General features: G+C 67.8%; 17 protein-coding genes. 11 read left to right on the forward strand and 6 right to left on the reverse strand.

Features of this window, described 5'->3' with window-relative positions; genetic code table 11:
• Positions 1 to 264 precede the first annotated feature (264 nt).
• Together HT136_RS20930 and HT136_RS26380 are read right to left on the reverse strand one after the other, a co-directional pair.
• The gene (locus tag HT136_RS20930) at positions 265 to 2,394 is read right to left on the reverse strand and encodes an acetate--CoA ligase family protein (RefSeq protein WP_214201796.1); all 2,130 of its coding nucleotides are present in this window, start codon (positions 2,392 to 2,394) and stop codon (positions 265 to 267) included.
• 139 nt (positions 2,395 to 2,533) lie between these two features.
• On the reverse strand, positions 2,534 to 2,956 hold the full coding sequence (locus HT136_RS26380; protein WP_343222268.1) for a MarR family winged helix-turn-helix transcriptional regulator: 423 nt from the start codon (positions 2,954 to 2,956) through the stop codon (positions 2,534 to 2,536).
• 154 nt (positions 2,957 to 3,110) lie between these two features.
• Between HT136_RS26380 and HT136_RS20940 the strand changes: the two genes are divergently transcribed.
• On the forward strand, positions 3,111 to 4,535 hold the full coding sequence (locus HT136_RS20940) for an aldehyde dehydrogenase family protein (RefSeq protein ID WP_214201797.1): 1,425 nt from the start codon (positions 3,111 to 3,113) through the stop codon (positions 4,533 to 4,535).
• A gap of 75 nt (positions 4,536 to 4,610) precedes the next feature.
• Here HT136_RS20940 and HT136_RS20945 read toward each other — a convergent pair whose 3' ends face one another.
• Positions 4,611 to 5,732 (reverse strand): NAD(P)-dependent alcohol dehydrogenase, encoded by a 1,122-nt coding sequence (locus tag HT136_RS20945; RefSeq protein ID WP_214201798.1) that lies wholly within the window; start codon positions 5,730 to 5,732, stop codon positions 4,611 to 4,613.
• Positions 5,733 to 5,870: 138 nt separating this feature from the next.
• Between HT136_RS20945 and HT136_RS20950 the strand changes: the two genes are divergently transcribed.
• The 4 genes from HT136_RS20950 (at position 5,871) to HT136_RS20965 (ending at position 10,130) form a co-directional block, all read left to right on the forward strand.
• A complete protein-coding gene (locus HT136_RS20950) occupies positions 5,871 to 7,013 on the forward strand; it encodes a cobalamin-independent methionine synthase II family protein (protein ID WP_214201799.1) in 1,143 nt (380 codons plus the stop codon).
• On the forward strand, positions 7,010 to 7,411 hold the full coding sequence (locus HT136_RS20955) for a nuclear transport factor 2 family protein (protein ID WP_214201800.1): 402 nt from the start codon (positions 7,010 to 7,012) through the stop codon (positions 7,409 to 7,411). Before HT136_RS20950 ends, HT136_RS20955 begins: the two co-directional genes overlap by 4 nt.
• A gap of 25 nt (positions 7,412 to 7,436) precedes the next feature.
• Positions 7,437 to 8,192, forward strand: coding sequence for an IclR family transcriptional regulator (locus HT136_RS20960; RefSeq protein ID WP_246544038.1), 756 nt, complete (start codon positions 7,437 to 7,439; stop codon positions 8,190 to 8,192).
• Positions 8,193 to 8,294: 102 nt separating this feature from the next.
• The gene (locus tag HT136_RS20965) at positions 8,295 to 10,130 is read left to right on the forward strand and encodes an FUSC family protein (protein WP_214201801.1); all 1,836 of its coding nucleotides are present in this window, start codon (positions 8,295 to 8,297) and stop codon (positions 10,128 to 10,130) included.
• A 65-nt stretch (positions 10,131 to 10,195) separates the two neighbouring features.
• Here the strand turns inward: HT136_RS20965 and desA are convergent, their stop codons facing one another.
• Both desA and HT136_RS20975 read right to left on the reverse strand, forming a co-directional pair.
• Positions 10,196 to 11,605, reverse strand: a complete 1,410-nt coding sequence (gene desA, locus HT136_RS20970; protein ID WP_214201802.1) for a syringate O-demethylase — start codon at positions 11,603 to 11,605, stop codon at positions 10,196 to 10,198.
• Positions 11,606 to 11,652: 47 nt separating this feature from the next.
• Positions 11,653 to 12,411, reverse strand: coding sequence for an alpha/beta fold hydrolase (locus HT136_RS20975; protein ID WP_214201803.1), 759 nt, complete (start codon positions 12,409 to 12,411; stop codon positions 11,653 to 11,655).
• Positions 12,412 to 12,483: 72 nt separating this feature from the next.
• Here HT136_RS20975 and HT136_RS20980 point away from each other — a divergent pair, with 72 nt between their 5' ends.
• The 6 genes from HT136_RS20980 to HT136_RS21005 all read left to right on the forward strand — a co-directional run bounded on the left by HT136_RS20980 (position 12,484) and on the right by HT136_RS21005 (position 16,843).
• Complete coding sequence (locus HT136_RS20980) at positions 12,484 to 13,353, forward strand: methylenetetrahydrofolate reductase (RefSeq protein ID WP_214201804.1); 870 nt, start codon at positions 12,484 to 12,486, stop codon at positions 13,351 to 13,353.
• A gap of 61 nt (positions 13,354 to 13,414) precedes the next feature.
• On the forward strand, positions 13,415 to 14,272 hold the full coding sequence (purU, locus tag HT136_RS20985) for a formyltetrahydrofolate deformylase (RefSeq protein WP_214201805.1): 858 nt from the start codon (positions 13,415 to 13,417) through the stop codon (positions 14,270 to 14,272).
• A gap of 5 nt (positions 14,273 to 14,277) precedes the next feature.
• The gene (locus HT136_RS20990) at positions 14,278 to 15,147 is read left to right on the forward strand and encodes a bifunctional 5,10-methylenetetrahydrofolate dehydrogenase/5,10-methenyltetrahydrofolate cyclohydrolase (RefSeq protein WP_214201806.1); all 870 of its coding nucleotides are present in this window, start codon (positions 14,278 to 14,280) and stop codon (positions 15,145 to 15,147) included.
• A complete protein-coding gene (locus HT136_RS20995; protein WP_214201807.1) occupies positions 15,144 to 15,569 on the forward strand; it encodes a dihydroneopterin aldolase in 426 nt (141 codons plus the stop codon). Before HT136_RS20990 ends, HT136_RS20995 begins: the two co-directional genes overlap by 4 nt.
• Positions 15,566 to 15,976 (forward strand): protocatechuate 4,5-dioxygenase subunit alpha, encoded by a 411-nt coding sequence (ligA, locus tag HT136_RS21000; RefSeq protein ID WP_214201808.1) that lies wholly within the window; start codon positions 15,566 to 15,568, stop codon positions 15,974 to 15,976. Before HT136_RS20995 ends, ligA begins: the two co-directional genes overlap by 4 nt.
• Positions 15,977 to 15,997: 21 nt before the next feature.
• Positions 15,998 to 16,843 carry a class III extradiol dioxygenase subunit beta gene (locus HT136_RS21005; protein WP_214201809.1) on the forward strand — a complete coding sequence of 282 codons (846 nt, stop codon included), beginning with the start codon at positions 15,998 to 16,000 and terminating at the stop codon, positions 16,841 to 16,843.
• A gap of 108 nt (positions 16,844 to 16,951) precedes the next feature.
• Here HT136_RS21005 and HT136_RS21010 read toward each other — a convergent pair whose 3' ends face one another.
• Positions 16,952 to 18,265, reverse strand: a complete 1,314-nt coding sequence (locus HT136_RS21010; RefSeq protein WP_214201810.1) for an MFS transporter — start codon at positions 18,263 to 18,265, stop codon at positions 16,952 to 16,954.
• Between the last annotated feature and the right edge of the window lie 39 nt (positions 18,266 to 18,304).

Consider the following 18,304-nt stretch of genomic DNA (forward strand, 5'->3'; position numbering starts at 1 on the left):
CGCCCGCTCTGCCGGATCCCGCAGATCGCGCCCTGGGACAAAGCGGGCATATGCACGCGACATGGCGAACGGCAGGTTCTGGTGAAGCTGCCGTTCAACACCCGCTCGGCGAACGACGCAATCCGACTCCGAACGAGCGGCAGCTATCCCCGCAACCCGGCTCCAAACCAGACTTTCCGAAACCGGCCCAATTTGCACGGTTCTGGGAGCTCGAGGGGCCTTGCCCCTCGAAAATCCGCTTACTCCTGACTGCCAGACCGGCGACTAGCCCGAAATCAGCGCGTCGAGCGCCAGGGCGCCTTCGCCTTGGGGCAGGACGAGCACGGGATTGAGGTCGACCTCGCCGATTTCGGGCGTGCCGCGCACGATGGCGCCGAGGGCCTCTACCGTGGAAGCTAGCGCGTCGAGGTCGGCCAGGGGGGCGCCGCGGAAGCCTTCGAGCAGCGGGGCCATACGCAAGGTGCGGATCTGCGCCTTGATCTCCTCGCGGGTGAGGTCGGGGGCGAGGAGGACCGCGTCGTGGAGCAGTTCGGCCGCCACGCCGCCGAAGCCGACGAGGAGCACCGGCCCCCAGCTGGGATCGCGCCTGGCGCCGACGATCATCTCCACCCCGCGCGGGCCCATCGCCTCGACGAGCAGGCCATCGAGCACGAGACCGGGGCGCGCGGCGGCAACCTCCGTCTGCATCTTCGCCCAGGCGGCTTCAAGCGCGTCGCCGTCGGCAATCCCCACGATCACGCCGCCGGCATCGCTCTTGTGGCTGAGCGCGGCGGCCTGGGCCTTGAGTACCACCGGATAACCGAGCCGCGCGCCGATCGCGCGCGCTTCGCGCGCCGTGGTCGCGAGTTCGCCGGGCGAGAAGCGGATACCGTGGGGGCCAAGCAAGGCCTTGGCGCGGTACTCGGGGATCACTTCGCCAGGGCCAGGTCCGTCGATGCGGACCGCCTCGCTCGGCGCGCCGCTGCCCACAGCCGCGCGGCCGTGCGCAAGCCGGGCGAGAGCCTTGAGGGCGCGTTCGGGCGTCGGGAAATAGGGCACGCCGAGCGCGCGGATCGCCGCGATGTCGTCTGCCAGGACCCCGCCGCCCTCGTCGACCCCGGCAACCACGATCGGCTTCGCGCCGTCGAGGTCCGCGATCGCCTGCGCGACGGCGGCGAACTTGACATGGCTGGTGTGGGTGTCGGTCTGGATCAGCGGCACCAGGATCGTGTCGATGCGCGGATCGCCGCCGAGCGCGGCAATGGTACGGTTGTAGAGTGTAGGATCGACCAGGCCTTGCGCGGTGATGTCGAGCGGGTTGCTGACCGGCACGAAGGGCGGCAGCGCCTCGCGCAGCGCCGGACTGTCGGCATCGCCCAGTTTGGGCAAGGTCAGCGCGAGGCGCTCGGCCCCGTCGAGCATCATCGCCTTGAGCGCGCCCGATTCGGAAACCACGGCAAGGTCGGGCCCCGGCAGGCGCGGGCAGCGCAGCGCCATTTCCGCGACGTCGCCCAATTCTTCCAGCCCCTCGACGAGGATCACGCCCGCGCGCGTCACCAGCGTTTCCATGACCGCATGGTCGCCCGCCATGGCACCGGTGTGCGTGGCCGCGCTCTCGCGCCCCGCCTCGCTCGAGCCCGGGTGGAGCAGCACCACGTGCTTGCCCCTGGCTCGCGCCCGCCCGACGGCGGCGAGAAAATCGGCAGGCTTGCGGAAATGCTCGACGATCATCGCGATGACGGCGGTGCCCTCGTCGGCGGCCAGGTAGTCGAGGTAGTCCTCGACCCCGCTCGCAGCCTCGTTCCCGGTCGAAATGTAGCACGACAAGGGCACGTCGCGCGCAATCATGGTGGTGGCCAGAACCGCCGCCATCGCACCCGACTGCGAGACCACGCCGACCTTGCGCGCACCTTTCGCCCGCGCCTCGGGCAGTTCGACGAAAGTCAGCGCGACATTGGCATCGAAATTGACGAGACCCAGGCAGTTGGGCCCTTCGATCACCATGCCCGCCTCGCGCGCGATACGCGCCAGTTCCTCCTGGCGGGCGAGACCGTCGGCCCCGTCCTCGGCGAACCCGGCCGAGAAGATCACCGCCGAGCCGCAGCGCTTCTTCGCAAGTTCGCGCACGGCCTCGAGCACCGCGCCTTGCGGGATCGCGAGAACCGCCGCATCGATGCCCTCGGGCAAGGCGGCGACGTCGGGCACGCAGGGGCGTCCGCCGATTTCCTCGCGCTTGGGATTGACGAGATGAATCACGCCCGGAAAGTCGCTGCCCACGAGATTCTTGAGCACTGAAGCGCCCAGCGAGCCCGGGCGATCCGAAGCGCCGACGATGGCCACGCTGCGCGGATTGAGAAGACGATCGATCGCAGCTTTCTGCACCCGATCGGAAACGGCAACGGCCTCAACGGACAATTCGGCTCTCCCAGCTGAAACGCGCGCCGCATGGGCGCCCTCGCGTCCGGCTCTCTCCGGCACGCACACCACTTTGTATCCTAGGGATACATAACGTGCAAGCCGAATAGAGTGGCGGGATCCGGAACGATCGACCGCTTCAGCGCTGGTGAAGGCGGCGCAGCATCTCGAGCAGCGCGACGCGCTCGGCCTCGCTCAGCACGCCGAAGAACGCGCTTTCGTAGCGCCCCAGTGCGGCCTCGACCTCGTCGGCGAAGGCTTCGCCTTCCTCGGTCAATTCGAGCGCGTGGGCACGCGGATCGGCACTGGGCGCGCGGCGGATCAGACCGCGCCCCTCGAGCAAATCGACGATCTTCATCGCGCTCGATCGGTTGACGTTGAGCGCGCCGCCGAGCGCCGACTGCGAACACCCGGGATTGCTGCGGATCAGCAGCAAGGCCGTTGCCCGTGCCGGGGTGATTTCCAGATGCGAAAGCGCCGCGCGCGCCGCATCGTGCGCCAGGGGCTGCACCAGTTGCACCTGGTATCCCAGTTGCCCCGCCAGATCACGTCCCACTTTCACTTGGCCACCTTCATCACGCTTGCACCCCGAACCTTGCCATCTTTGTATCCCAAGCGTACATAAAGCCGCGCCCGTTAGGAAGGGGCCGCGCGCCGATGCACCTGACAGCGGGAAAGATTCCCTGTAGCCTCGGCGCCAAACAAGGAGAGCGATCGTGAAAACCGATTTCAAGCTGCTGGTGGACGGTGAACTGGTCGAGGGTGTGTCCACCTTCGACGTCATCAATCCCGCCACCGAAGAGCCTTTCGCCAAGTGCCCCCGCGCCGACGAGGCCATGCTCGACCGCGCCGTCGCCGCCGCCAAGGCCGCGCAGCCGGCCTGGGCCGCACTCAGCGCCGACGCGCGCGGCGCGTACCTGGGCAAGCTCGCCGACGCGATGGAAGCGCGCATCGAGGACTTCGGCCGCCTGCTCACCGCCGAGCAGGGCAAGCCGCTCGACCAGGCGATGTACGAGATCGGCGGCAGCATCTACACGATCCGCGCCATCGCCGGCATGCGCCTGCCCGACCAGACCATGCGCGACGAGGGCGGCAACACCATCATCGAGCACCGCACGCCGCTGGGCGTGTGTGCCGCGATCACGCCCTGGAACTTCCCGGTCATCCTGCTCGTGGGCAAGATGGCGCCCTGCCTCGTCACCGGCAACACGATGGTCGCCAAGCCCGCGCCGACGACGCCACTGACCACGCTGCTGCTGGCGGAACTCGCCGCCGAAATCCTGCCCAAGGGCGTGTTCAACGTGGTCTGCGACCAGAACGAACTCGGCCCCAAGATGACCACCCACCCGGACATCGCCAAGGTCTCGTTCACCGGCTCGACCGCGACCGGCAAGAAAGTCATGGCCTCGGCCGCAGAGACGGTGAAGCGCGTAACGCTCGAACTGGGCGGCAACGACGCGGCGATCGTGCTCGACGACGTGCCCGCCAAACTGGCCGCCGAAAAGGTCTACAACGGCGCGATGGCCAACGCGGGCCAAATCTGTGTCGCGATCAAGCGCGCCTACGTGCCCAGCGCCATGTACGACGAATTCTGCGCGGAAATCGCCAAGCTCACCAAGGCTGCCGTCGTCGACGACGGCTCCAAGCAGGGCGCGACGATCGGTCCGGTGCAGAACAAGATGCAGTACGACAAGGTGCTGGCGATGATCGCCGACGCCAAGGAAAAGGGCACGCTGATCGCCGAGGCGGAGAAGCCCGACAAGCCCGGCTACTTCATCGCCCCCACCGTCATCGGCGGCTTGCCCGACGATGCCCCGCTGGTGGCGGAGGAACAGTTTGGGCCGGTGCTCCCGGTGCTGACCTACGACGATATCGAGGACGTCATCCAGCGCGCCAACGATTCGCCCTTCGGCCTTGGCGGTACCGTCTGGGGCATGGACCAGCTGCGCGCGATGGACGTGGCGCGCCGCATCAATTCGGGCACGGTCTGGGTCAACCAGCACCTCGCGATCGACCCCAACATCCCCTTCCGCGGCTCCAAGCAGTCGGGCCTGGGCTCCGAACATGGTCTGGCCGGTCTGATGGAGTACACCCAGGCGCACATCATCAACGCGGTGAGCCTGGAGGCCGAGCCGGCCTGACCGGATCGACACCGCCATGCCAAAAGGGCCGTCCCTCGCGGGGCGGCCCTTTTTCGTCGGCACGGCGGCTGGCGATCAGGCCTCGGGCGCGATGCGCAGCACCGGCTTGATCACTTTGCCGCTCTCGCTCGCCGCAATGGCCGCGTTGATGTCCTCGAAGGCAAAGTGGCCGATCAGCCGATCGTAGGGGAAGCGCCCTGCCCGGTAATACGCCATCAGCTCCTGGACGAAGCCTGCAATGTCGCTGTCACCGCCCAGGATGCCCATGACCGTACGCCCGCCGCCCATCAGCGCGGCCTCGTTGAAGGTCAGCTCGTCGCGCATGTCGGAGGCCCCGACGAGGCCGAGAATGCCCTTGGGCGCAAGCAGCGTGAACGCCCCTTCGATGAGCCGGTTCACGCCGGTGGTGTCGAAGGCGTAGGCCAGCCCCGCCGGACACAGCGCCTTGATCGCGGCGGCGACGTCCTCGCGCCCGTTGAGGGTGTGCGTCGCGCCAAGCTCGCGCGCCATCGCGAGCCGCTCGTCATGGATGTCGATGGCGATGATCGGATCGGCCCCGGCAATCTTCGCAGCCATGATCGCGGCCATGCCCACGGTGCCCGTACCCCACACCGCGATCGGAAGGCCGGCGCGCACTTTCATCGAGCGCAGCACTGCGCCCGCCCCGGTCATCAGCCCGCAGCCGAGCGGGGCCAGCACGTCGAGCGGGACATTGGCCATGTCCTCGGGCACCCTCACCACGTTGCGCTCATGCGCGATGGCGTGGGTGGCAAAGCTCGACTGGCCGAAGAAATTGCCGTTGAGCGGCTCTCCCTCGCAAAACAGCGTCGGCGATCCATCGGCGCGCGTTCCGGTCCAGTTGTGCGGGAAGAAGTTGTAGCAGTAGGTCGGCGCGTCCACGTCGCAACTGGGGCAGTGGCCGCAGGAGTTGAAGCTCATCACCACCCGGTCGCCGGGCCGTGCCACGGTAACCTCGGCCCCCACTTCCTCGACGATCCCGGCGCCTTCGTGGCCGAGCACCATGGGCAGAGGAATCGGCAGCTGCCCGTCGCGCACGGCAAGGTCGGTATGGCAGATCCCGCAGGCGACCATGCGCACGCGCAGCTCGTCGGGCCGCAGTTCGTCGAGCGTGATGTCCGCAAGCGTGAAGGATGCGCCCTTGCCCGCGCAGATGGCGGCTCGTGCCGATTGGGTCATGCCTCGATGGTCCTCTCTCTATGGTCGTTCGCCCCGCAGCGGGAGACCTTAAATGTTTCACAGATGCGAACCTATACACATTTGTGAAAAAATGGCATGAGCCGAACGTGACGAGAGGTGTCTAAGAGGAGAGCCCCGATGACGATAGCGACAACCCATGTCGGCAGCCTGCCGCGCGGGCCCGAACTGACCCCGCTGCTGCTCGCACGCGACAAGGGCGAACCTTACGTCGCCGCCGAATTCGACCGGGTGGTCCAGGCCGCCGTCGACGAAGGCGTCAAGAAGCAGATCGAGAACGGCGTCACCATCGTCAGCGACGGCGAACTGGGCAAGGTCGGCTATTCGACCTACATGATCGAGCGCCTGTCCGGCTTCGGCGGCCATATCGACCGCAAGCCCGCCGCCGACCTCGCCGCGCATCCGGACCTGTCGAAGAAGCTCGCCGCGATCATGGGCAGCCAGGAATTCACCCGCGCCTCGTGCATCGGTCCGGTCCGCCTCATTACGCTCGACCCGCTCCACGAGGACATCCGCCGCTTCCGCCGCGCGCTCGACCGGCACGGCAAGCCGGGTATACGCGGTTTCCTCAACGCGGCCTCGCCGGGCCTCATCACCGCCTTCCAGGTCAACCGCCACTACCCCAGCCACGAGGCCTACCTCGCCGATCTCGTCGACGCGATGAAGCCCGAGTACGAGGCGATCATCGCCGCCGGCTTCGACCTCCAGCTCGACTGCCCGGACCTCGCGATGTCGCGCCACACCGGGTACCAGGACCAGGAAGAGAGCGAATTCCTCAAGACCGCGGCGGCCAATGTCGAGGCGCTCAACGCGGCCACCGCGAACATTCCGCCCGAACGGCTGCGCATGCACGTGTGCTGGGGCAACTACGAGGGACCGCACGACTGCGACATCGACCTCGCGAAGATCATCGATACGGTCATCGCCGCACGCCCGGGCACCGTGCTGTTCGAAGCCGCCAACCCGCGCCACGAGCACGAATGGACGGTCTGGCGCGACGCGAAGCTCCCCGACCACAAGGTGCTTGCCCCCGGCCTCATCGACACCTGCTCGAACTATGTCGAACATCCCGAACTGATCGCGCAGCGCCTCGAGCGCTTCATCGCGATCGTCGGGGTGGACCGCGTCGTCGCCAGCACCGACTGCGGCTTCGGCACTTTCGCGGGCTATGGCAAGATCGACCCCGACGTCACCTGGAAGAAACTGCGCGCCTTGCGCGAGGGCGCCGACATCGCCGCCGCGCGCGCCGGGGTGCCCGCATGAGCGAAGCGCTCACAGCCGAAATGGTGCGCGCGATCGAGCACGACTGCGCCCGGCTCGTCGCGCGCTACGCCAACCGCAACGACGCCGCCGACTGGGACGCAGTCACCGCGCTCTATGCACCCGAGGGCCGCATGGCCCGTCCCTCGGCGCCCGACGACTGGATCTGCGGGCGCGAGGCGATCTTCGCCGCCTTCACCGCACGCCCGGCGCGCACCACCCGTCACGTCTGCTCGAACGTCGAGATCACCGTGCTCGACGCCGACACGGCCACGGGGGAAAGCGCCATGCTGCTCTTCACCGGGGAAGCTGTGCCCAAGGTCGGCTCGTTCCTTGACCGCTTCGTGCGGACCGACGATGGATGGAAGTTCGCCGAGAGGCGCGGGCTGATGACGTTTTGAGCGGATAAGGGGCAAGGGTGCGATAATGGCCAGTACAGGGGGCGCGGCGACCGGGGGCGCGGTCAAGTCCGCGATGCGCACGCTCGACATCATCGAATACGTGGTGGCCCATCCTTCCGGCGTCGTCGCGCAGGAGATCGCGCAGGCGCTCTCGATCCCGGTCAGCAGCCTCTCCTACCTGCTCGGCACGCTCGTCGACCGCGAATACCTCGTGCGCGAGGGGCGCCTCTACCAGCCCGGCAGCGGGCTCGACCGGCTGCGCCTCGCGCCCCAGGGCCTGCCGCTGGTCGAGCGCGTGCGCCCGCTCGTGCGCACACTGCGCCTGCGCCTCAACGAAACCTCCTCGTTCTTCCGGCGGCGCGACTGGCAGATCGAGGCGGTCATCACCGAGACCGCCGAGCACACCTTGCGCTACTCGATCGCGGTAGGCGCGCTTACCCCCATGCACTGCCTCGCGGCGGGCAAGGCGATCCTCGCGACACTGCCTGCCGACGAGCTCGACCGCTATTTCGCCGAGTCCAGCCGCGCGCAGTTCTCGGCCAACACCATCGTCGACGAGGCCGCGCTGCGCGAGGAAATCGCACAGACCCGCGAACAGGGCTTCGCGGTCACCCGCAACGAATACACGCCCGGCATCTGCGGCATCGGCCGCGTGCTGACAGCGGGCGGCGAGGTGCTCGGTTCGCTCGCCGTCGCAATCCCCGTTGTGCGCTGTGACGCCGCGGTCGAGGCCAGCGCCGGCGAGACGCTCAAGGCGATCACCGAAAGCTTTTCCGGCTAGGTCCTTATCAAGCGCGCTTCGGGTTGCTACCTCGAAGGCCATGGATCGATTGCATTCGCTCGCATTGCCGCTGACATCTCCCGCAAGCGGTGCCCGCGAAGCATGATTGCAAATCGCCTCCCTCCCGCCGCGCAGGCCCGTTCGATCCGGGCGGGCGGCGAACTGAGGCACCTCGCCCGTCGGCTCGAACTGCGCTCCTACGGCCTCGTTCCCGAACATTTCAGCGCGGCCGAAGGCTATCGTGCGGCGCTCGCCGTGGCGCTTCCGCTCGTGCTGGCGGTCGCGTTCGAACAGCGTGTGCTGTCCTGGGCGGTCTTCGCCGCGTTCTGGACCTGCCTGTGCGACCCGAGCGGCCCCCAACGCCTCCACCGCCACAACCTCGGCGCCTTCGCGCTGTGCGGCGCGCTGGTGACCTTCGTGGGCACGCTAGCGGCGAACATGCTCCCCGGCCTCGCCTTCGTGACCGGGCCGGCGCTCGCCTTCCTCGTCGTGCTGGCCGCGCCGCGCGTGGTGCCCGACGGCCTCTTCGCCACATTGCTGGCGGTCGTCGCGGTCGTCGCCGTCGGCTTCCCGCACGGCCCCGTGCTCGCGCTCGTCCAGGCGCTCGCCTTTCTTGCGGGCGCGAGCTGGGCCTGGCTCCTCGTCAACCTGCTGTGGCGACGCGACGCGCGCCGGCCGCTCGAACGCGCGCGGCTTGCCGTACTGCTGCGCCTGCACGACATGGCGAGCGAGCTTGCAGCCCTGGGCGAAACCGATCACCGCGACGCCCGCTGGCACAGCGAACACGGCGAACACCGCCGCGCGGTGCGCCTCGCCATCGAACGGCTGCGCGCTTTGCTCACCCGCTTCGAGGCGCGTGACGACATCGCCCGCCAGCTCCGCGCCCTCGAAGCCAGCGAGCGCCTGTTCGCCGCGCTCATCGCACTCGATCAGGCCTTCATCGACCGCCTTGGCCCGGCCGCAGAGCGCCTCGCCACCGCACGCGCCTGCCGCACCGCGCTGCGCGCCTGGCACCTGGCCCTGGCGCGCGAGCGACCCGACGACGGTGCCCTACTCCTGCGCTGGGCGCGCGAGCGCCTATCCCGCGCCCGCGCCCGCTGCGGCGAGGACCTCTACCGCGGCTGCCTGCTCGCCTTCGAGAACGCGCTCTCACCCCACCTCGCCCCGGCCACCGCCCCCGCGCTCGCAACGGAAAATGCCGGTGCGGGTGAACCCCATATCCGCCGCGCGCTGCGCCAGGCGGCCGGGCTTGTCGTGGTCTACCTCACCGCGCGCGCCTTTGACCTGGGCTATCCCTACTGGGCCGCGCTGGCGGTGATCGTCGTGCTTCAGGGCGGCTCGCGCGTCACCTGGACACGTTCGCTTGAGCGCGTCGCGGGCACCGCGCTGGGCGGCGGTGCGGCAATGGTGGCCGTGCACCTCGTGCCGGGCGGCGAAATCGCGCTCTCGCTCCTCGCCATCGCGCTGGCCGCAAGCGCGATCGCGCTGCGCGCGGTGAACTACACCGTCTTCGTGCTGTTCCTGACGATGCTCTTCGTCATCGTCACCGAAATGCTTCAGCCGGGCGCCGGTATCGCCTGGGCGCGCATCCTCGACAATGTCGTGGGCAGCCTGGCCGCGCTGCTCGCCGTGCTGGCGCTGTGGCCGGACCTGGGCACTTCGCTCGAGGATCGCCTGCGCGCAGGGATCGAGGCCAACCGGGCCTATCTCGACGCGGTCCTCGCAGGCCTTGCCCAGGCCGAGATCGAGGCCCGCCGCCGCGCGGCCGGTCTCGCCAGCGTCGAGGCCGAACTCGCGCGCCACGAATTGGGCACGCTCATGCGCCGGTTCCGACTGCCCGACCACCTCGCCGCCGCGCAGCAGGACTTGCGCACGATCGCCGGAGAGGCCGCGATCGCCTCGCACCGGCGCCTTGGCGCGGCCTCGACCTTGCTTTGACGCGAAAGGGGCCGCCGGTTTCCCGGCGGCCCCTCCCCTCTCGCTCTCCAGCGACTGGTTGAATGTCAGGCCATGGCCTTGCTGCGCCAGCCTTCGGCGTAGCTGTCGCGCGCGACTTCCGAATAGGGGACGGGCGAGACGGTCGCCCTGATCTCGGTCTGGACATGGGGCTCGACGGTGGGCTTGCTCGTGCCGCCATCGGGCTCGCCCCAGACCAGCGTCACTTGCGTGCCCGGCTCGGCGACGCTTTCGTCGACCATGGCGAGCGCGAGGAAGCGGCCTTCGTTCTGGGTGTAGCCGATCCAGGTCGAAAGACCCGCCATCTTGCCATCCGCGTCGAGCACCATGTCATAGGGGTGCATCGCGTAGACCGCGCTCGGATAGTCCATGTACTTGGCGCGCGGAGCGCCCTTGGTCAGCATCGAGGACTGAACGCGCATGACGTCCTCGTTGTCGAGCGCGAGCGTCACCTTGCGGCGCTTGGGCAGCTTGTCCATCTTTTCGAGCGCCTCGCGGCCCACGAAGTCGTGGTCGAACTTGACCATGATGCCATAGCCCAGGTCCCAGGGGGTGAGGTAGTAGTCCTCGATGTTGTCCGAGACGAACGAGCCGCCGATCGAAGTCATGCCCTCGTAGCTCTTCGCGCCCGCCCATTCGCGGAAGCCCTTGGAACCTTCGCCGGTGTAGAGCGCGGGCAGCGGCGAGGGAATCCAGCCCGATTCGAGCGTGTTCGACGAATACGTACGGCCGCCCGAGGGCAGCAGGCCGAATTCCTGGCCCGCTTCGAGCAGGGCATTGCGAACGGTGTCGTAGTCCTTCCAGGGACCGAACAGCTCATAGCCCGGCTGGCCGGCCATGCCGTGGCGCAGCGCGCGCACTTCGACGCCCGCGATCGTGATCGGGGCCATGTGGAAGAACTTGAGGTCGGGCGGGGTGATGCCCATGGCCTTTTCCAGCGTCTTCATGGCGTTGGGGCCCTGGAGCTGGAATCGATAGTTGCGGCGATAGCCCTGCTGGTCGAGCGGGCGCGCGGCGGTGCGCTCGTCGCGCTCCACCTTGACGTTCCACTTGCCGGTGGAGGCCCAGTATTCGACCCATTCGATCGTCGGCGCGCGGCCCACGAGCTCGAACTTCTCTTCCTCCAGGTAGAACAGGATCACATCGCCGATGACGTAGCCTTCGGGAGTGACCGGCGCGAACTGCTTGGCGCGGTTGGGCTTGAAGCCCTTGAAGCTGTTGGGAGCAAGGTAGGACAGCATCTCGAAAGCGTCGGGACCGGTCACCAGCAGATCCACCATGTGGAAGCTCTGGTTGAACAGGATCGCGGTCTCGGCCCAGGCGCGCTGTTCGTTGCGCCAGTTCGAATATTCGCCCGGAACGCCCGGATAGACGTTGGGTCCGGTCTGCTGGTTGCGCAGGAAATCGACGATATCTCCCTTTTCGTCGAGCAGCTGCTGGAGGGTTTTTCCGGTCATGTCAGCTTGGCCTTTCAGGTTGGTATTTTTGGGCAAGTGTCGAAAATTCAGACAGGGTTCGCGGCTCCGACCGACGTCGTGAGCCAGCGGCGCACGGCTTCGTTGAAGGCATCCGGCGCCTCGGCCGGCGCCATGTGGCCAGCTCGGGGGATCACGCTCAGCGGGCAAGGATCGGCCCAGTGCGGTGCGATCGTCTCGGCGATCTCCTGGTGCTGCGAGGGCGGCGACCAGGCATCGTCCTCACCCACCACGAGCGCGACCGGGCAGGAGAGCGCCGCCAGTACGTCCTCGACGCCGGGACGGTGCAGGAGCGCCTCGATCTGCGCCTCGAAGACCGACTGGCCCGCGCGCAGGCACATCGCGCGCAGCGCCGCGTAGAGGTCCTTGTCGTCGCGGCGGGCAGGCCCGATCATAGGCGGCAGCCAGGCGTCGACGAGCGTCTCGAAGCCATGGGTCCGGCCGATGTCGCGCAGCGCGTGGCGCTTGGCGGCCTCGCCCTCGCGCACGGGATGGATGCCGGTGTCGGCCAGCGCCAGGCGCGCCACGCGCCGCGGCGCCATCCGGCACACCTCGAGCGCGACGCGCGCGCCCATCGAATGGCCGAGAAGCGAGACACGCGGCGGCATCCGGTCGAGCACGTAGTCCGCCATGGCCTCGAGCCGGTCGGCCCCACCATAGAAGCCGTCGATCACGATCGCATGTGGAAAGGCGTCGAGCTGCGCGCCGAACATGCCTGAGTCGCACAGGAGACCCGGCAGAATCACGAGCGCTTCGACGCCCTCCTCTTCCCATTTTTTCGTATTCATGAAATTTCATCTATACGAATGCGCTCCGCTTCGCTAGAGGAAAAGCAACAAGACAAGAGGGAGAGAGAATCGGTGACCACTCCGATCATCCATCCGAACTGGGCACGCCCCGCGATCAACATGGTCGAAGGCTATTCGCTCGAAATGACCGCCAAAGACACGGATTCGCTGCGCGAGGCCGCGCCCGCGATCCTGCCCGAGACCCCGATCGCGGTGACCTTCCTTCCCGGAGAACCGTTCGAGGCGCGTATCGCCGCCGCCCGGCTGGTGCGCGAGCTGGGCTTCGAACCGATGCCCCACTTCTCCGCCCGGCGCATCGGTTCGGAAGGTGAGTTTCGCGAGTACCTCGACGCGGTGACGCAGGAAGCCGGGGTCAAGCGCTGCTTCGTCATCGCCGGCGACCCGCCCGAGCCCGAAGGCCCCTTCGCGGACAGCTCCGCCCTCATCGCGACCGGCGCCTTCGAAGCGGCCGGGATCACCGCAATCGGCATCGGCGGGCACCCCGAGGGGCATCCCAACATGACCCAGGACCAATGCTGGGCCGTGCTCCACACCAAGTGCGACGCCATCCGCGAGAGGGGCATGGCGCCGCTCATCGTCACCCAGTTCGCCTTCGACGCGGGCGCGGTGCTCGACTGGCTCGCCGAACTGCGCCGCCGCGGGCTCGATGCTCCGGTTCGCCTCGGCATCCCGGGCCCGGCGGGGATCAAGACGCTGATGCGCTTCGCCGCGCGCTGCGGCGTTGGCGCCTCGGCCTCGGTCATGACCAAATACGGCATCTCGATCACCAAGCTGATCGGCTCGGCCGGGCCCGACAAGCTCGTCGACGCCCTCGAAAAGGGCCTTGGCGAAGAGCACGGTCCGGTGCGCCTGCACTTCTACCCGTTCGGCGGCCTCACCAAGACCGTCGGCTGGATCAACGACTACGCGGCCGGTCACTGAGCCGCCGCGCGCATCCGGCGCACGAACCAGACAATAAGATATCAGAGAGGAGATACCCCCCGTGAGCACGACATATTCGTTGCGCCTGCGATGCCAGGACAAGGCCGGCATCGTCGCGCGCGTCTCGGTCTTCCTGGCCGAGCGCGGCTGCAACATCGTCGACGCGCAGCAGTTCCATGACCAGCTCTCGGGCGGGTTCTTCATGCGCATCGAGTTTGCTCCGGGGGAGGGTCAGACACCCGAAGGGCTGACCGAAGGCTTCGCCACCCAGGTCGCCTCACCCGACATGGAATGGAGCCTGCGCGACAAGGCGGTGCCGCGCAAGGTCCTCCTGATGGTTTCCAAGTGGGACCATTGCCTGGGTGACCTGCTTTACCGCAACCGCATCGGCGAACTGGGCATGGACGTGGTCGGCATCGTCTCCAACCACCCCAAGGAGCTGCTCCACACCTCGCTGATCAACGGCCTGCCCTACCACCACTTGCCGATCACCAAGGACACCAAGCCGCAGCAGGAAGCGCAGATCAAGGAGGTCGTGAACGCGACCGGCGCCGAACTGATCGTGCTCGCGCGCTACATGCAGATCCTCTCGGACGATCTCGCCGCGTTCCTCTCGGGCCGCTGCATCAACATCCACCACTCGTTCCTGCCCGGTTTCAAGGGCGCCAAGCCCTACCACCAGGCTTTCGACCGGGGCGTGAAGATGATCGGCGCAACCGCGCACTACGTCACCGCCGACCTCGACGAAGGACCGATCATCCACCAGGACGTCGAGCGCGTGACCCACGCCGACATGCCCGAGGAGCTGGTACGCAAGGGCCGCGACATCGAGCGCCGCGTGCTCGCCGAGGCGGTCCGCCTGCACCTTGACGACCGCGTGTTCATGAACGGGGCCCGCACCGTCGTCTTCAAGGACTGACGGCCATGGCCCAGCGTATCGACGGCAAGGCGATGGCGCGCAGCCTGCTTGCCGAAACCCGCGACGCCGTCGCGCAGCTCGAGGCGCGCGGGATCACCCCCGCGCTCGCCGTGGTGCTCGTCGGCGAGGACCCGGCGAGCGAGGTCTACGTCGGGCGCAAGGTGCGCGAATGCGCCAAGGCCGGTATCCGCTCGATCGAGCACCGCCTGCCCGCCGACACCGACGAGGCCGCACTCATCGCGCTGATCGACACGATGAACGCGGACGCCACGGTCCACGGCATCCTCATCCAGTTGCCCTTGCCCGCGCACATCGATGCAGGACGCGTGCTCGACCGGATCGCACCCGCCAAGGACGTCGACGGGTTCCACCCGGTCAATGTCGGGCGTCTCTCGACCGGCACCGGAGGCCTCGTGCCCTGCACCCCGCTCGGCATCATGAAGCTGCTCGATTCGGTGATCGAGGACTACCGCGGGCTCGACGCGGTGGTGATCGGCAAGTCCAACATCGTGGGCAAGCCGGTCGCCATGCTGCTGCTCGAGCGCGAGGCGACGGTCACCGTCACCCACATCGAGACCCGCGGGCTGCCCGACATTGCCCGCAAGGCCGACATCCTTGTCGCCGCGACCGGAGCCCCGCATCTCGTGCGCGGCTACTGGGTCAAGGAAGGCGCGGTGGTGATCGACGTCGGCATAACCCGGGTCACCGACCACGACGGCCACACGCAGATCGTCGGCGACTGCGCCACCCACGAACTCGAACACGCCCGTGCCATCACCCCGGTGCCCGGCGGCGTCGGGCCCATGACCATCGCCTGCCTGCTTGCCAACACGGTGAGCGCGGCCAGCGCCAGCCTCGAAAGCGAACCGGCATGAACGACATCGCTCCCAACGCCTTCCTTGCGGCGGGCACCTGCGCCTCCACCACGGTGCGCGTGCGCGGCCTGGAACTGCTCGCCGATATCGGCATCAACCCCGACGAGGTCGGACGCCGCCAGCCGCTCGTCCTCACCGTCGAGCTCGACCTGGCCGCCGCGACCATCACCGCGATCGACGAGACCGTCGACTACCGCCGCATCGTTGCCGAAGCCGAGGAACTGGCGCTCGTCCATATCCCTCTGATCGAGACCTTCGGCCAGCGCCTTGCCGAGCGTTGCCTCGCCTGGCCTGCGGTCCAGCAGGCGCGCGTCAGCATCGACAAGCCCTTCGCCCTCACCCGCGGCATGGCCGGGGTCGAGGTGATCATGACCAAGCCCGTCCGCTTCCCCGGACCGGGCGCAGAGGAGATTCGAGCATGACCGCCATCACCGACGTCGCGGCCTACCTCGCCGAGTTCGACGACATCCCCGGCACCCGCGTGTTCACCGCCAAGCGCGCGCGTGCCGGCTACCACCTCAACCAGTTCGCGATGAGCCTGATGAAGCCGGAGAACCGCGAACGCTTCAAGGCCGACGAGCGGGCCTATCTCGACGAATGGCCGATGAGCGAGGCGCAGAAGCAGGGCCTGCTCGACCGCGACTACAACCGTCTGCTCGACCTCGGCGGCAACGTCTACTTCCTTGCCAAGGTCTTCTCGACCGACGGGCTTTCGTTCGTCCAGGCGGTCTCGACGATGACCGGCATGAGCGTCGAGGACTACCAGGCGATGATGGTCGCCGGGGGCCGCTCGGCCAAGGGCGCCCGCTCGATCCGCGACAAGAACTAAGCTTTCACAGGAGAGACCCGCATGGCCCGCATTACCGCCGGCATCGGCTGCAGCCACATCCCCGTCCTGGGCTTCGCCCACGACCACAAGAAGACCCAGGAACCGATCTTCAAGCCCGCCTTCGACGGCTTCGACTGGACCCGCCAGTGGATGAAGGAGGACGCCAAACCCGACGTCGTCATCCTCGTCTACAACGACCACGCCAGCTTCTTCGACATGAAGGTCATCCCGACCTTCGCGATCGGCTGCGGCGAGCGCTTCGGCATCTGCGACGAGGGCTTCGGTCCGCGCCCGGTGCCCGAGGTCGAAGGCAGCCCGGACCTCGCCTGGCACATCGCGCAAAGCCTCGTGCTCGACGAATTCGACATGACCATCGTCAACGAGATGGATGTCGACCACGGCCTCACCGTCCCGCTCACCATGATGTACGGCGAGGTCGACAAGTGGCCGGTCAAGGTGATCCCGCTCGCGGTGAACGTGGTCACCTACCCGCCGCCCTCGGGCAACCGTTGCTGGGCACTGGGCGAGGCCATCGCCCGCGCCGTGGCGAGCTTCCCCGAGGACCTCAACGTCCAGGTCTGGGGCACCGGGGGAATGAGCCACCAGCTCCAGGGTCCGCGCGCGGGTCTCATCAACGCCGAGTGGGACAACCGCTTCCTCGACGGCCTGACCGGCGATTCGGACACGCTGCGCACGATCCAGCACGTCGAATACTTGCGCGAGACGGGCTCGGAAGGGATCGAGATGGTGATGTGGCTGATCATGCGTGGGGCTCTGGGCAAGAGCACCCGCGCGATCCACCGCCACTACCACGTGCCCGTCAGCAACACCGCGCTCGGCCACATCGTGCTCGAGCCTGTCGGCTGAGCCATCGTCTCGACCACCCCAAACGAAAAGCCCGGCCCTGCGGATCGCAGGGCCGGGCTTTTCGTTTGGGGGCCATCCCCGGCGCCGAACACGCCGGGGTGATCCGGATCACTTGCGCGCGGCGAGGTTCCGGTTGAACCACAGGGCCAGCAACGTCGCGACGGCACCCGAGAACAAGTACGCGCCCGAGGCCATCAGGCCGAAGTTGGCCGAAAGCAGCAGCGCGACGAGCGGGGCGAAGCCGGCGCCGAAGAGCCAGGCAAGGTCGCTGGTCAGCGCCGAGCCGGTGTAGCGGTATTCGGTCGGGAATTCCGAGGACACCACGCCCGAGGACTGCCCGAAGGCAAGACCCAGGATGATGAAGCCGACCACCATGAACACGATCTCGCCGATCGGGCCACCATCGAGCAGCAGCGGCGCGAAGCCCGAGAAGATCGCGATCGCGGCGGCGCACGAGCCGAGCAGCGTGCGGCGGCCCAGCTTGTCGGCGAGGTAGCCCGAGGCGAGCACAGCGACCACGCCGAAGGCCGCGGCCATCGCCTCGATCAGCAGGAAGCTGACGGGCGTATCGTTGGTGAACAGGAACACCCACGAGAGCGGGAACACGGTGACCATGTGGAACAGCGCGAAGCTGGCGAGCGGAGCGAGAGCGCCGAGCAGGATGGTCTTGCCCACGGTGCCGAGCGTCTCGCCGATCGGCGTGGGCTGGAGGTCACGCGAGTCGAAGAGGTGCTCGAACTCGGTGGTCACCACGATGCGCAGGCGCGCGAAGAGCGCCACGACGTTGATCGCGAAAGCCACGAAGAACGGGAAGCGCCATCCGAAGCTCAGGAAGTCGGCGGCCGGAAGCGAGGTCACCATGTAGGCGAACAGCAGGCTGGCGACCATCAGGCCGAAGGGCGCACCCAGCTGCGGGATCATCGCGTAGAAACCGCGCTTGTTCTCGGGCGCGTTGAGCATGAGCAGCGAGGCGAGGCCGTCCCAGGTGCCGCCGAGCGCGAAACCCTGGCCCAGGCGCAGCAACGCCAGCGCCCAGATCGTCGCCGAACCGGCATCCTCGTAGGAGGGCAGGAACGCGATCGCCGCGGTCGAACCGCCGAGCAGGAACAACGCGATGGTGAGCTTCGTACCGCGGCCGTAGGCGCGGTCGATCGCCATGAAGAAGAGCGAACCGACCGGGCGCGCGACGAACGCCAGCGCGAAGATCGCGAAGGAGTAGATCGTGCCGGTCAGGGCATCGACGAAGGGAAAGAACAGCGCGGGAAACACCAGCACCGAAGCGATGCCGTAAACGAAGAAGTCGAAGAACTCCGAGGTGCGTCCGATGATCACGCCGATCGCGATCTCGCCGGGCGAAGGTTCGTGATGCCCCTTGAAGATCGGGAGCCCCAGGGCTTCGCGGTTCGGAACGATTGTGCTCATTGCAAGTGTGCGGCCTTCATCTGCCGTGCCCCGAAATTG

The sequence above is a fragment of the Novosphingobium profundi genome, assembly GCF_018491765.1.
GTDB lineage: Bacteria > Pseudomonadota > Alphaproteobacteria > Sphingomonadales > Sphingomonadaceae > Novosphingobium > Novosphingobium profundi.

Excerpts from the sequence above, each read along its gene's own strand:
- HT136_RS20975 (WP_214201803.1), bottom strand. The coding sequence starts at position 12,411 with ATGAATACGAAAAAATGGGAAGAGGAGGGCGTCGAAGCGCTCGTGATT.
- HT136_RS20950 (WP_214201799.1), top strand. The coding sequence starts at position 5,871 with ATGACGATAGCGACAACCCATGTCGGCAGCCTGCCGCGCGGGCCCGAA.
- ligA (WP_214201808.1), top strand. The coding sequence starts at position 15,566 with ATGACCGCCATCACCGACGTCGCGGCCTACCTCGCCGAGTTCGACGAC.
- HT136_RS20990 (WP_214201806.1), top strand. The coding sequence starts at position 14,278 with ATGGCCCAGCGTATCGACGGCAAGGCGATGGCGCGCAGCCTGCTTGCC.
- desA (WP_214201802.1), bottom strand. The coding sequence starts at position 11,605 with ATGACCGGAAAAACCCTCCAGCAGCTGCTCGACGAAAAGGGAGATATC.
- HT136_RS20955 (WP_214201800.1), top strand. The coding sequence starts at position 7,010 with ATGAGCGAAGCGCTCACAGCCGAAATGGTGCGCGCGATCGAGCACGAC.
- HT136_RS21010 (WP_214201810.1), bottom strand. The coding sequence starts at position 18,265 with ATGAGCACAATCGTTCCGAACCGCGAAGCCCTGGGGCTCCCGATCTTC.
- HT136_RS20995 (WP_214201807.1), top strand. The coding sequence starts at position 15,144 with ATGAACGACATCGCTCCCAACGCCTTCCTTGCGGCGGGCACCTGCGCC.
- HT136_RS20945 (WP_214201798.1), bottom strand. The coding sequence starts at position 5,732 with ATGACCCAATCGGCACGAGCCGCCATCTGCGCGGGCAAGGGCGCATCC.
- HT136_RS20965 (WP_214201801.1), top strand. The coding sequence starts at position 8,295 with ATGATTGCAAATCGCCTCCCTCCCGCCGCGCAGGCCCGTTCGATCCGG.
- HT136_RS21005 (WP_214201809.1), top strand. The coding sequence starts at position 15,998 with ATGGCCCGCATTACCGCCGGCATCGGCTGCAGCCACATCCCCGTCCTG.
- HT136_RS20960 (WP_246544038.1), top strand. The coding sequence starts at position 7,437 with ATGGCCAGTACAGGGGGCGCGGCGACCGGGGGCGCGGTCAAGTCCGCG.